Annotated in this window: 13 protein-coding genes and 4 tRNA genes; 14 read left to right on the forward strand and 3 right to left on the reverse strand. The window is 44.7% G+C overall.

Features of this window, described 5'->3' with window-relative positions; genetic code table 11:
* Positions 1–105: 105 nt before the first annotated feature.
* A complete protein-coding gene (locus tag B5F07_RS21725; RefSeq protein ID WP_162613200.1) occupies positions 106–522 on the reverse strand; it encodes a helix-turn-helix domain-containing protein in 417 nt (138 codons plus the stop codon).
* 428 nt (positions 523–950) lie between these two features.
* Here B5F07_RS21725 and B5F07_RS22490 point away from each other — a divergent pair, with 428 nt between their 5' ends.
* Together B5F07_RS22490 and B5F07_RS21735 are read left to right on the forward strand one after the other, a co-directional pair.
* Positions 951–1,136, forward strand: a complete 186-nt coding sequence (locus B5F07_RS22490; RefSeq protein WP_140398073.1) for a hypothetical protein — start codon at positions 951–953, stop codon at positions 1,134–1,136.
* Between the two features lie 147 nt (positions 1,137–1,283).
* Positions 1,284–1,769 (forward strand): flavodoxin, encoded by a 486-nt coding sequence (locus B5F07_RS21735; RefSeq protein ID WP_162613201.1) that lies wholly within the window; start codon positions 1,284–1,286, stop codon positions 1,767–1,769.
* 44 nt (positions 1,770–1,813) lie between these two features.
* Here B5F07_RS21735 and B5F07_RS21740 read toward each other — a convergent pair whose 3' ends face one another.
* Entirely contained in the window at positions 1,814–2,716 is a 903-nt protein-coding gene (locus B5F07_RS21740) for a LysR family transcriptional regulator (protein ID WP_087163283.1), read from the reverse strand.
* A 282-nt stretch (positions 2,717–2,998) separates the two neighbouring features.
* Between B5F07_RS21740 and B5F07_RS21745 the strand changes: the two genes are divergently transcribed.
* The 7 genes from B5F07_RS21745 (at position 2,999) to B5F07_RS21775 (ending at position 6,465) form a co-directional block, all read left to right on the forward strand.
* Positions 2,999–3,070, forward strand: a tRNA-Glu gene (locus tag B5F07_RS21745).
* Between the two features lie 103 nt (positions 3,071–3,173).
* Positions 3,174–3,247, forward strand: a tRNA-Ile gene (locus tag B5F07_RS21750).
* A gap of 30 nt (positions 3,248–3,277) precedes the next feature.
* A tRNA-Asp gene (locus tag B5F07_RS21755) sits at positions 3,278–3,351 on the forward strand.
* 39 nt (positions 3,352–3,390) lie between these two features.
* Positions 3,391–3,475 (forward strand) — tRNA-Leu (locus B5F07_RS21760).
* A gap of 213 nt (positions 3,476–3,688) precedes the next feature.
* Positions 3,689–4,210, forward strand: coding sequence for a MarR family winged helix-turn-helix transcriptional regulator (locus B5F07_RS21765; protein WP_087163284.1), 522 nt, complete (start codon positions 3,689–3,691; stop codon positions 4,208–4,210).
* On the forward strand, positions 4,185–4,742 hold the full coding sequence (locus B5F07_RS21770; protein ID WP_087163285.1) for a flavodoxin domain-containing protein: 558 nt from the start codon (positions 4,185–4,187) through the stop codon (positions 4,740–4,742). Before B5F07_RS21765 ends, B5F07_RS21770 begins: the two co-directional genes overlap by 26 nt.
* A 628-nt stretch (positions 4,743–5,370) precedes the next feature.
* Positions 5,371–6,465: an aldo/keto reductase gene (locus B5F07_RS21775; RefSeq protein WP_087163286.1), complete on the forward strand. Its 1,095-nt coding sequence runs from the start codon at positions 5,371–5,373 to the stop codon at positions 6,463–6,465.
* A gap of 103 nt (positions 6,466–6,568) precedes the next feature.
* On the opposite strand, the gene B5F07_RS21780 is transcribed toward B5F07_RS21775, so the two are convergent.
* A complete protein-coding gene (locus tag B5F07_RS21780) occupies positions 6,569–7,180 on the reverse strand; it encodes a hypothetical protein (RefSeq protein WP_140398074.1) in 612 nt (203 codons plus the stop codon).
* A 276-nt stretch (positions 7,181–7,456) separates the two neighbouring features.
* Here B5F07_RS21780 and B5F07_RS21785 point away from each other — a divergent pair, with 276 nt between their 5' ends.
* From B5F07_RS21785 to B5F07_RS22755, 5 genes are all read left to right on the forward strand, one after another.
* Positions 7,457–7,975 (forward strand): glycoside hydrolase family 2 TIM barrel-domain containing protein, encoded by a 519-nt coding sequence (locus B5F07_RS21785; protein WP_087163288.1) that lies wholly within the window; start codon positions 7,457–7,459, stop codon positions 7,973–7,975.
* A 42-nt stretch (positions 7,976–8,017) separates the two neighbouring features.
* The gene (locus B5F07_RS21790) at positions 8,018–9,538 is read left to right on the forward strand and encodes a glycoside hydrolase family 43 protein (RefSeq protein ID WP_087163290.1); all 1,521 of its coding nucleotides are present in this window, start codon (positions 8,018–8,020) and stop codon (positions 9,536–9,538) included.
* 335 nt (positions 9,539–9,873) lie between these two features.
* On the forward strand, positions 9,874–10,797 hold the full coding sequence (locus B5F07_RS21795) for a hypothetical protein (protein ID WP_242972627.1): 924 nt from the start codon (positions 9,874–9,876) through the stop codon (positions 10,795–10,797).
* 342 nt (positions 10,798–11,139) lie between these two features.
* Positions 11,140–11,502 (forward strand): hypothetical protein, encoded by a 363-nt coding sequence (locus B5F07_RS21800; protein WP_087163289.1) that lies wholly within the window; start codon positions 11,140–11,142, stop codon positions 11,500–11,502.
* Between the two features lie 38 nt (positions 11,503–11,540).
* On the forward strand, positions 11,541–11,702 hold the full coding sequence (locus B5F07_RS22755; protein ID WP_162613202.1) for a hypothetical protein: 162 nt from the start codon (positions 11,541–11,543) through the stop codon (positions 11,700–11,702).
* The last annotated feature ends 158 nt before the right edge of the window (positions 11,703–11,860 follow it).

The following is an 11,860-nucleotide window of genomic DNA, read 5'->3' on the forward strand; positions in this document are numbered from 1 at the left end:
TTATTTTGAAACTTCAACATAATGATGCCCCCTTTCTTATTTATATTCCCTATAAATAGAATAGCACATTTTGTTGGAGTTTCTTATTTTAACTAGCACAACGGGTTAACTTATGATTGTTTTATTTCGATAGTTCAAAGGTGTGATCCCATATTGTTTCTTAAAAACATTTTGAAAATATGCCTGGCTTGAGAAACAGAGATAGCTGCTGATCTCACTCAGTGATCTGTCTGAGTAAGTCAGGAGTCTTTTAGCTTCCTCGAGTTTACAGCGCATAATAAACCGGCTGACGTCGAAACCAAGCTCGGATTTGAACTTCCGGTTTAAACTGGAGCGGCTGAGATTCGCGTGACGCGCGACATCATCTACCCGAATTTTCCGGTTTACATTCTGATTGATAAACTGGATACTTTCATAAATTTCATACGACATTCCCTGAGGGGTTTTGTGTTGGCTTACACGTTCGGCAAAATCCAGCAGGGCAGTATAGAGCAGGGCATTGACAGAATCGATATCCTGCATTTTTTCTGCCAGGTGCCCCTCATTCAGATGATTCTGCGGCCCTAAGAGAAGGTCCCTAAGGCGGGAAGTATCTCCATTCTGGATACAGGACAGCATCTGTTTCTCAAATTCGCAGGAGTTGTGCGGGATGATATGCTCACTGTCATAGGTGAACCAAGGTTTGTTGCTCCCGGCCCCTTGATCTCAAATGGAACCGGCTTTGAAGGCCATGCTTTTTATGAGGCGAGCAGTATGCGTAAGATAAACGAAATCTATTATTTTGTTTATTTCTCAGAATTGAGCCATGAGCTTTGTTATGCAAAAGGAAAACGGCCGCTCGGCCCGTTTGAATACGGAGGTACATTGATCAGCATCGGTGACATTGATAGGCAGATAAACCTTCAGAAATGCTGCCGTCAAGGATGCGCAGAGGCAGTGGAAAAGGATGTATGGAAATACGAACAGATCCAGAAGAAGAGCCGATTGAGCGTGTATTCGTTTCTCCCTCGACGGACTGGAAAAATTATGAGGGGAAAACCGTTATAAAGCTGAAAGGGAAACAGGCTCTTTATTTTACATATACAGGAACAGGTCATATTGATTTCAAAGCTTTTGAAATGAAGCGAACAATGTGACATGACTGATTAAAGGTGTATCTATCATACGGAAAAGGTATGATTCTCTATAATAGACAGGTATTAGACAGAAGAGGCAAGTCATAGGATAATAGATGAAAAGATAGTCTGATGAATCAGAAATAAAAAAGGCAAAGGATTATGTTTATGAAAGAAAACATTTTAGTCGTCTGTTATTCCTATTCCGGAAAAACCCGCATGATTGCGGAGGTGATAGAAAGACAGACCGGAGGAACCCGCAGCCAGATTTATCCCAGGCAGCCTTATCCGGCGGATTTCGAACAGCTTTTGAGTCAGGTGAGGATGGAGAACAGAACTGGAAAGTATCCTGCGCTGTTGCCTGTTACCGAAAGAGCTGACAATTATGATATTGTATTTACCGGTTCTCCCAACTGGTGTGGAACAATTGCGCCTCCTCTGGTGGCATGGCTGAAGGAAAATGACATGACCGGGAAGATACTTCTTCCTTTTTTCAGCCATTGTGGAGGAGAGGATAAAGGGATGGAGCAGGCAATCAGAACTCTCTGTCCGGCAGCGAAGACAGGGAGCAGTCTGTATGTATCAGAAAATGGAAGGGAAAATCTGCAGGAGATGGTACGCTCCTGGTTGAAACAGAATCTCCCGGAAATTTAGGTCGGGTTATGCCCCTGCCTGTGGAGGAAGTTTTAAAGAAATAGCTATCTGCCGGTCTGGACCATGCGGAGAAGTTCCTTCAGAATTGCAGCAAATTCTTCTATGTAATAATTGGTGCGCTCTTTTTTCCAGAAGACACAGTAATTTCGCTGGAGCTGCTGACCATTCTGCATGACAGGAAGCCTCTTGATTGCAGCTCCGGCGGGTGGAAGTGTACCTACGCTTTCAACGGGAAGAAAGCCACGGTTTCCTGCTACCATAAGCCGGCCTTCCTCCAGATTTTCTGCAAACAGAAATTTGCCCCCGAATCCAAGAGTGTTTTGAAAATAATCCTGCTCGGTATTCTGCTGCTCTCTGGAAGAAATGAGAATACAGGGAGTATGCTTCAGACTCTCGAGATCTATGGCATTCCGTCTGCTGAGAGGATTCCTTACAGAAATTTCGGCATAACACCCGCACTGCAGTAACTGATAATTTTCGTACTGACTGGAATATGCTCTTCTCTGATCGCTGAGGATTAGATCCACGCCGTCGAAACGAAGCAGATCATACAGCTCTTCGTGGGTTCCATTGACTATGCTGATAGATACTTCCGGATAGCGCCGGGAAAATTCCGCCACGGCCTGATGCAGTTCCGGACCGCTGTAACACCGCAGGTATCCGATTCTCAGCTGAAGTTCCTCATCCTGTCCGATTCGAATCGTCTCCCGGCGTACCGCCTCCACCTCATCCAGAATTCCCTTGCTCTGACTGTAAAAATACTCTCCTGCCGGAGTAAGACTGAATTTCCGGTTTTCCCGATGGAACAGCTCCACTCCCAGATCTTGTTCCAGCGTTCGTATCTGCTGGGAGATCGCGGACTGGGATATATAACATTGTTCTGCAGCCTCAGTAAAACTGTTGCATTCTACAACAGCCACAAAATATTTCATTTGCCGGAACAGCAAAAGAATCACCCTTCCTTTCATTATCGGCCCAATTCTGTATCAGTTACACTGTACCAAAAAAGTGCATGCTCCGTCAATGAAGCAAGGTCGTCGGCAAAAATCTTTTTCGTTCTCGATCGACAGGATCAATAAACTGAAGGAGTAAATAACAGGATTTAATAACGGGAGCGAAAAATAACAGAACAAAATAACAGAACGCAAAATAAAGCTTGCAAAATATCACGGGGTATGGTAAGATAATATTCGTCGCTAAGACTGCGTTTTTCTTTGCGCGCACATTTTGGCCCCGTGGTCAAGCGGTTAAGACATCGCCCTTTCACGGCGGTAACACGGGTTCGATTCCCGTCGGGGTCATTGGTTGATGGGCCGATATGATTTTCCAAAGCGAGGAGGATCAGATCAATCACAGGCAGAGCCTGAATATCGGCTTTGTTCTTAAGGGAACAGTAATCAGTTCGGACCTTTAGCTCAGTTGGTTAGAGCAACCGGCTCATAACCGGTCGGTCCTGGGTTCGAGTCCCCGAAGGTCCATTGGCGGACTGAAAGTTATAGTTCGCATAAGGCCCAGTGGCTCAGTTGGTTAGAGCGCCGCCCTGTCACGGCGGAGGTCGAGAGTTCGAGTCTCTTCTGGGTCGTTTCTCTTATGAAAATAAGAGATGCAGTATTCTGCAGATGCCGGTGTGGCGGAATTGGCAGACGCAAAGGACTTAAAATCCTTCGGAATTTTTTTCCGTACCGGTTCAAGTCCGGTTACCGGCAGTAAACACAATCCCTGAAAGTATTGAAAACAGTGCTTTCAGGGATTTTTTCATTATTATTGGTTACGATTCAGAGTGAAAATGAAGTTTTGCAGTTTGCCACAGATTTTCCAATAAACGAATTTATGTAAATGAACTTGACAGACAGGTGTATTGCTTTTAAAATAAAGGTAACTAGTTACTTTTACGGACGAGAGATTAAGAGGTACAGAGAATGGAAATAAGAGATTTGATTGACAGATTTTCTGATACAAAAGAAAATCAGGCTAAAGCTGTTTTCAGTACGATTTTTATTGTGGGGAACCGGCTGCAGACATTGTTTGACAGCCGTATCCCGGAAATATCTCTGAAGCAGTTTATGCTTCTGACTATGGTGAGACAGGCCGGTGACGAGATTACTCTTACCCAGATCGGGAAGTTACTGGGATGCTCCAGGCAGAATGTCAGGAAACTTGCGAATGTTCTGGAAAAGAAAGGATATATTGAGGTAGGACGGAGCAGCACCGATCTGAGGGCTCTCTGCATCCGGCCAACGGAGAAAATGAACCAGTTTTTCGGGAAAGTTTTTTCTGTGTATCAGGAGGAACTCTTCCATTTTTTTGAAGTTTATACAGATGGCGAGATCGAGACGCTGTTTCATCTGATGATGAAGATGTATACAGGAACGGAAAGGCTGGAAAATTCACTGCAAGGCAGGGAGGATAAAGAAAATGAGCAGAGTTTTGGTTATTTATAAGTCAAAATATGGAACGACGAAGAAGTATGCAGAGATGCTGAAGGGCGAACTGGAAAGCAGTTCTGCCGGGAAAGAAATAATCTGCGATATAACTGAGGCGGAGAAATTCGACAGGACCGTGCTTGGAGCGTACGATACGGTGATTTTTGCCGGGGCAGTTTATGCCGGCGGTATATCAGGGATCAGTATGTTGAAAAAGAATCGGGACAGGTTAAAAGGAAAAAGGACGGCGGTTTTCTGCGTGGGGGTATCTCCGTATGACGAAAAAGCACTGGAAGAAGTAAAAAAACGGAATTTGGACAGTGAGCTCAGGGATGTCCCGATGTTCTACGGGCGGGGGACCTGGGATGAGAGCCGGATGACTTTCAGGGATCGGATCATGTGCAGGATGCTGCAGAAGATGGTGGCGAAGCAGAGTCCGGAGAAATGTGAGCCCTGGATGAAAGAACTTCTGTCTGCTGTGGGCAAGAAATGTGATTGGACAGACCGGAAGTACCTGCAGCCATTGTGTGTATATATACGGCAGGAGTGAACTGTGCCTGAACAGTCCGGAAAAACTGGTGGCGGAGAGGAAGCGGGAAAAGACGAAAGGAAAAACACAAACGGAAACCCGCAGCCCCGGGCACTTTTGTGCTGCGGGAGCTGCGGGTTTCCGCCGTTTTATAAGTTTTCTAAAAAGGAATGAGAGTAAAGTGCGACATCCTTTCGGGTATTGGATGTCTATGCTTTATGAGGGGGGAATGATAGTTGTTTTATCAACTATCTGTGTCCTAGTATAGAAGGGAAATATGTCCAGAATATGTTGAAATTATAAAAGAATACGAAAAAAACTTATGATTTTCTTAATATGAAAGGACAAATAGGAACAAAGTTAAAAGCTTTTGATACAACAGGTGGAGTTTTAGAAATCGTATATGACCCGAATCCCGTTTCAGTAGAAGGGGCTGTAACAGAATAAGAGGTATAACCGGCTAAAACGGAGTTGCGAAAAAAGGAAAGAGGGTGAGTCGGTAAATTGTATGCCTGAAAGCTATAAGAGTCTATAAGTATTAAGTATTAGCAGGAAAATGGAAACCCCTCTATAATGGGAGTATGAGGAAAAGCCGGCAGGGCTGTTCCGGAAAAAGAAGACAGTATGAAGCGTTCAGGAGGAAAGAAAAATGGAATATCGCAGATTGCCGAAAGGTAATGAAAACATCAGTGTTCTCGGACTTGGCACAAGTTCTATGGGAGCATCCGGGGAAAAAGAATGTCAGGAAATCATGAGTATGGCTCTGGAAAACGGCATCAACTATTTTGATATGGCGTCTGCAGATGCAGAACCATTTCCGGCATTTGGCAGGGCTGTCGAGGGGATGCGAGACAGAGTCTATTTCCAGATCCATTTCGGGGCAGACTATAAGACCGGAAAATACGGGTGGACGACCCGGCTGGACCAGATCAAACGGTCAGTTGACTGGCAGCTGCGATCCCTGAAGACCGATTACATTGATTTTGGTTTTATCCACTGCATTGATGAAGAAGGTGATCTGCAGAAGGTTATGGAAAACGGCGTCCTGGATTATATGAAAGAGCTGAAAAAGGACGGTGTGATCCGCCATATCGGCATGTCCTCGCACACGCCGTCCGTGGTTTATAAGATGCTGGATACAGGACTTCTTGACATGTTGATGTTCAGTATCAATCCGGCTTATGATTACCGGCACGGCGAGTACGCGATCGGAAGCGTGGACGAGAGAATGGCTCTTTACCGGAGGTGTGAAGCGGAACAGGTAGGAATTTTCGTGATGAAGGCATTTAGCGCCGGACAGTTGTTAAACGCGAAGACATCGCCTTTTCGCAGGGCGCTTACAGAGTACCAGTGTATCCAGTATGCACTGGATAAGCCGGGAGTGGTGACAGTCCTGCCGGGAGTGCGTACCCGGGAGGATCTGAAGCGGATTCTGGGATTTGTGGATGCACCGGCAGAGGAGAAAGATTATTCGGTACTGGAAACATTTACCCCGCAGGAGGCAGAAGGCATCTGCGTTTACTGCAATCACTGTCAGCCGTGTCCGGCAGGGTTGGATGTAGGTCTGATCAACAAGTACTATGATCTGGCGAAAGCCGGGGATAAACTTGCTGTGGACCACTACAGGAATCTGGAGAAAAAAGCATCCGACTGTATTGGATGCGGCCACTGCGATTCGCGCTGTCCATTCCATGTTGACCAGACGGGCAGGATGAAAGAAATTGCAGAGTATTTCGGAATTTAGAGTTGATGTGGCAGCAGGAAAAGAATAAAGAAAAAGACGTCGTGGAGGAATGAACCTCTGCGGCGTCTTTTTACTGATCCGTGTGGAAAGGAAAATATATGATCTAAGATACCCGTCCTGTAAGTTCATAAATAAGAGTTACTTTGATACTTTGATTATAATTCCCGAAATTTTTCCCGAATATAGTTAACCCGCCTACGTTTTCGGCAGTTTCCGGCACACCAATACGATATTTAAACGAGCGGCCTTTCTGAATATTGAAATCATTTAAGGTGTGATCACTGATTTTTTCATCGTCAATAAAACATCCTTCGGAGTTAATGTGAAGGGTCTTAAGCAGTCCATACTGATTATAACCATCCTGCCACCAGGAAGGAGAATAGATCCCTCTGTGGAGTCCGAAATCACCGGGGGATGTCCAGGCGCCCGCGGAGATTCCGTTGATTGTAAAATGAATGTCGCTGGGCCAGTTTTCGCAGATTCCCGGAGCCTCTGAGGAGATCTCCTGTGAAATACGGATTTCGGTCAGTTTCTGGTTGCTTTCCAGATAATTGGGAATATTATATTCCAGGTATCCGCTGAAAAACCAGATAATATTGGCAAAAATACGTTCCGGATCGTCGAAGAAAACCGGGTTATCAAAATGACCGATAACATGTTCCGATGTGGCAAGACCACATGTGGGACGAACCTCATAGGCAGAATAACTGCCCACAGGTATTTCTGTTTCGTAGGAATCGGATATTTTCTTATCAGAGGCGAGGTAAAGCATGAAACGCTGATTTTTCAGTGAGCACAGTTTTTGGATGCCCTTGGTTCCGTTTGCGTTCTGGATATCAATAATACCCGCTTCTGACAACAGCTTGAATGTTGACAAACACAGTATATTTGGATATACTGAACACATAAAGCTAAATATTATTATCTGGCCGATAAACTGGGGCTTCTTGTATGGGGAGAACTGCCGAGCTCCTACCGGTATAATGACCGGATGGTGAAACGGTCCATGCGGGAAATGACAGAATTTGTAGAGCGCGATTTTAATCATCCGTGTATCGTTACATGGGTGCCTGTCAATGAAAGCTGGGGAGTAAGAAATATCCAGACGGAACCACATCAGCAGCATTATGCACAAATGATGGTTCATCTGTTGAAAGCGATAGATGGGACTCGTCTGGTAAGTGCAAATGATGGATGGGAGCAGATTGAAGATACGGATATCTGTGCTGTTCATGATTATTCTCTGCTTCCGCATACTATGGAAAAGTACGATGATATGGAGAACATTCTGAATGGGATTCCTGAAAACAGGATTTTGTTTGCTGAAGGACATAAGTATCAGGGGCAGGCAATCGTCATGACCGAGTACGGAGGTATTGCATTTGATGACAGGGATGAAGCGGGGAGGCGGTTATATTGCCGCTCCAACCCATGCGGTAGCGTTCGATGTCCCGCCGGAAAATATTTATGCAATGAAGGATGTGTTCCAAAATCAGGAAAAATATCTTGAATAATGGCACATATAACAAAGACTGATTCGGGAGAAAAAGACATGAAGACAGTAGTGACCAATCCGGTTTTGAGAATGGACTATCCGGATCCGGAGGTAATACGTGTTGGCGACAGTTTTTATATGACCACCACATCCACACATTTTATGCCGGGCGTTCCGATCATGAAATCGAAAGACTTGAAGAACTGGGAAGTGATTTCTTATCTCTACGATACTTTTTCGGACTGTGAAGCACATAAACTTGAAAATGGAAAGTCGATCTATGGTGCGGGAGCCTGGGCAACATCGATGCGGTATCATAAGGGAAAATACTATGTATGTTTCAACTGCAATGACCGAAAGCAGACATACATATATTGTACGGAGAATATTGAGGATGGTGTCTGGCAGCGCAGTGTTATAAAAGGAATGCACCATGATCCGTCACTGTTGTTTGATACAGATGGAAGAGTTTATCTTGTATATGGAAACGGAACGATCTGGATACAGGAACTGGAAGAAAACTGTTCAGATATCCGGCAGGATGGAATTCACCAAATTCTGATTGATACGCCGCAGGTAGAAGGGCTGAACTGCGAAGGAAGTCATTTTCAGTATATTGATGGGAAATATTATCTTTTTCTGATTCAGTGGCCCAAGGGCAGGAGAAGGATTCAGTGGTGCTACCGGAGCGATACCCTGCTTGGTGCTTATGAGGGCAGGATTCTTTTAGATGACTGTATGGAATATGGAAATGAGGGAGTAGCCCAGGGCGGAGTGTTTGATACGCCGGCGGGAGAATGGTACGCCATGCTGTTTCAGGACAGGGGCGCAGTGGGAAGATGTCCGGTACTTGTGAGAGTTACATGGAAGGATGGCTGGCCGGAACTGGGCAGAAAAGGAAAAGTAGAAAAACAACTGGAAGTAGATTTGGAAGAAAATTTGCACATCTCAAAAAAAGGTGAAAGTAAATCTCTGCATATACCGCAGCAGATGGACTCCATGTGGGAGTGGAATCATAATCCGGATAAGGATGCTTTCAGTGTGGCAGAGCGAAAAGGCTGGCTGCGCTTAAAAAACAAAAATCCGGCTTCTGAACTTGAAAGAGCCAGAAATATCCTGACGCTTCGGACGATTGAACCCTGGTGCTGTGGAGAAGTGCTCCTGGATACTGAAGGAATGAAGGAGAATGAACTTGCCGGATGTGCGGCATTTCAAAACACATACGGATATATCGGGATCCGTATAGGAAACTCCGGAGCAAGAACGATTGTTCAGGGAATTTGTGAGGATCACAGAAAAGACGGGACGGCGATTGTCAGAGAGGAGTCTTTGGAAGAAATCAAAGGAAAGAAAGTATATCTGCGAATTATCTTTGATTTCCGGGAAAGACGGGACAGAGCATGGTTTGAGTATTCGGAAGATAATGAAATATGGAAGGCCGGAAAACGATATCTGCAGATGAATTATCAGTTGGAACATTTTGCCGGATACAGGTTTGCGCTTTTTAGCTTTGGTGAGGAAAATCAGGAAGGATATGCTGATTTTCAGTTTCTGGCAATGGAGCAGAAAGAAAAATAATAGAAAAACGAAAAGAATGTAAAAAGCATAATGAGGACATATTGCGAGAAGGAGTGCTGGCAATATGTCCTTTTTGATATAACGGTATTTGTTAAACAGTAATCCACATTTTTATCAACAAAATAGTGTGGTTATCAACAAAAAACACATTGAACGCGACGCGTGATGCATGTTAATCTTATTCTACACTAACCGATAAAGCAGTCAGTTTTCAAACCTGTACAGCCAGATAGCGGTGGACATATGAAAAGTAATTATCAGTGAGAAAAATCCCGGGAAACACATGTAAACACTTGCCAGAAGCGGCAGAGAGTCATTATAATTAGGAGGTAGAGATGAAAAAAAGAAAGAACAACAGAATATCGACTCGGAAAGGCAGGCGCAGGGCTAACCGGGAATATAAGGATCAACTGTTCTGCAAGGTATTTGAATCGGATGAGGATCTCCTGGATCTTTACAATGCGTTAAATGGTACGGACTACAAGAATGTGGAAGATCTGGAAGTGAATAGCCTTGAAGACGTGATCTTCCTGGGGATGCGCAACGATAAGTCATTTCTTATCAATGGAACCATGAACCTGTATGAACACAACAGCACCCTCTGTCCGAACCTTCCCCTGCGTGGACTGCTGTATTTCAGCCGTCTGTATGAAAGCTATGTGGAAACGCAAAAAATCCGTATCTACGGGCGGACTCTGATCCAGTTGCCGACACCCCAGTTTATTGTATTTTATAACGGGACTGCAAAGGCGGAAGATCGGATGACGCTGCAGCTGTCAGATGCATATATCCAGAAAGATATGGAACCGGCGCTGGAATGCCGGGCAGTCCTTCTGAATATCAATTATGGGCATAACCAAAAGCTGATGGAGAAATGCCGTAGGCTGGAAGAGTACTCCATCCTGGTTTCTAATGTGAGAAAATATCTGGCAGAGGGAAAGACGTTGGATAGGGCTGTTGAGGAAGCGGTGGATGAGTGTATAGAAAGCAACATTCTGAGAGATATTCTTGTGAAAAACAGAGCGGAGGTAATCGGAATGATACTGACAAGTTTTGATCAGGAAGAATATGAACAGACAATTCGGGATGAGAGCTATCAGGAGGGAGCAGAAAATTTGCTTCGGATGCAGATTCGGAAGAAACTGGAAAAAGGGAAAGCTGTGGAAATGATAGCAGAGGAACTGGAGATGCCGGTGGAGCGGATCCGGCAGGAGATGGAGAAAATGAAAGGGGAAGAGAATTCGAAAGCTGAAAAATAAGAGGGGATAAAAGCCTAAAAAACGTCGTGGAGGATGAATTCTGCGGCGTTTTTATTTTGCGTTGGAAGTAAACGGGAAAATGAGTATACGAGATTATATGATGCAGTAATCCACATCTTTATCGACAAAAAAATCCGGTTATCAACAAAAAACACATTGAACGCGACGCGTGATATATGATAATCTTATCCTACCTTACAGTTAAAGCAGTTGCTTTTCATACCTGCACAGCCGGAAGGTCGGCGGATATATGAAAGGTAGCTTTCAGCGTGAAAAATCCCGGGATAACTACGCAAACACTTGCCAGAAACGGCAGAGAGTCATTATAATTAGGAGATAGAGATGAGAAAAAGAAAGAAAAACAGAATATCGACTCGGAAAGGCAGGCGCAGGGCTAACCGGGAATATAAAGACCGGTTGTTCTGCAAGGTATTTGAAGATGAAGAAGATCTTCTGGATCTTTACAATGCATTAAACGGTACGGACTATACGAATGCGGACGATCTGGAAGTGAATACCCTTGAAGATGTGATCTTCCTGGGGATGCGGAACGATAAGTCATTCCTTATCAACGGAACGATGAACCTGTATGAACACAACAGCACCCTCTGTCCGAACCTTCCCCTGCGGGGACTGCTGTATTTCAGCCGTCTGTATGAAAGCTATGTGGAGACGCAGAAAATCCGTATCTACGGAACATCCTGAGCGATATTCTTGTGAAAAACAGAGCGGAGGTAATCGGAATGATACTGACAAGTTTTGATCAGGAAGAATATGAACAGACAATCCGGGATGAGAGCTATCAGGAGGGAGTCGATGCCGGTGGAGCGGATCCGGCAGGAGATGGAGAGAATGAAGGAACAGAAAAATTAAAGTCTGAAAAAAATAACAGAGTATCCGTATAAAAGCAGAACCAGAAAAGGGGGCTGTCGGGAAATAGATAGTTCCAAGCAGGGGGCTGTCGGGAAATAGATAGTTCCAAGCAGGGGCAGGCGTGACTCATACGAGTCTCGCCTGCCCCTGAAATTTATCCTCTAAAAAGAAAGAAAGATGACTAACGACA

Source organism: Lachnoclostridium sp. An169 (assembly GCF_002160525.1).
Classification (GTDB): Bacteria; Bacillota; Clostridia; order Lachnospirales; family Lachnospiraceae; genus Mediterraneibacter; species Mediterraneibacter cottocaccae.

What these genes read in the sequence shown, in the direction of transcription:
- B5F07_RS22490 (WP_140398073.1), top strand. Translation starts at nt 951, where the DNA reads ATGGAAATACGAACAGATCCAGAAGAAGAGCCGATTGAGCGTGTATTC.
- B5F07_RS22755 (WP_162613202.1), top strand. Translation starts at nt 11,541, where the DNA reads ATGATACTGACAAGTTTTGATCAGGAAGAATATGAACAGACAATCCGG.
- B5F07_RS21800 (WP_087163289.1), top strand. Translation starts at nt 11,140, where the DNA reads ATGAGAAAAAGAAAGAAAAACAGAATATCGACTCGGAAAGGCAGGCGC.
- B5F07_RS21775 (WP_087163286.1), top strand. Translation starts at nt 5,371, where the DNA reads ATGGAATATCGCAGATTGCCGAAAGGTAATGAAAACATCAGTGTTCTC.
- B5F07_RS21725 (WP_162613200.1), bottom strand. Translation starts at nt 522, where the DNA reads ATGCAGGATATCGATTCTGTCAATGCCCTGCTCTATACTGCCCTGCTG.
- B5F07_RS21770 (WP_087163285.1), top strand. Translation starts at nt 4,185, where the DNA reads ATGAGCAGAGTTTTGGTTATTTATAAGTCAAAATATGGAACGACGAAG.
- B5F07_RS21765 (WP_087163284.1), top strand. Translation starts at nt 3,689, where the DNA reads ATGGAAATAAGAGATTTGATTGACAGATTTTCTGATACAAAAGAAAAT.
- B5F07_RS21790 (WP_087163290.1), top strand. Translation starts at nt 8,018, where the DNA reads ATGAAGACAGTAGTGACCAATCCGGTTTTGAGAATGGACTATCCGGAT.
- B5F07_RS21795 (WP_242972627.1), top strand. Translation starts at nt 9,874, where the DNA reads ATGAAAAAAAGAAAGAACAACAGAATATCGACTCGGAAAGGCAGGCGC.
- B5F07_RS21735 (WP_162613201.1), top strand. Translation starts at nt 1,284, where the DNA reads ATGAAAGAAAACATTTTAGTCGTCTGTTATTCCTATTCCGGAAAAACC.
- B5F07_RS21785 (WP_087163288.1), top strand. Translation starts at nt 7,457, where the DNA reads ATGGTGAAACGGTCCATGCGGGAAATGACAGAATTTGTAGAGCGCGAT.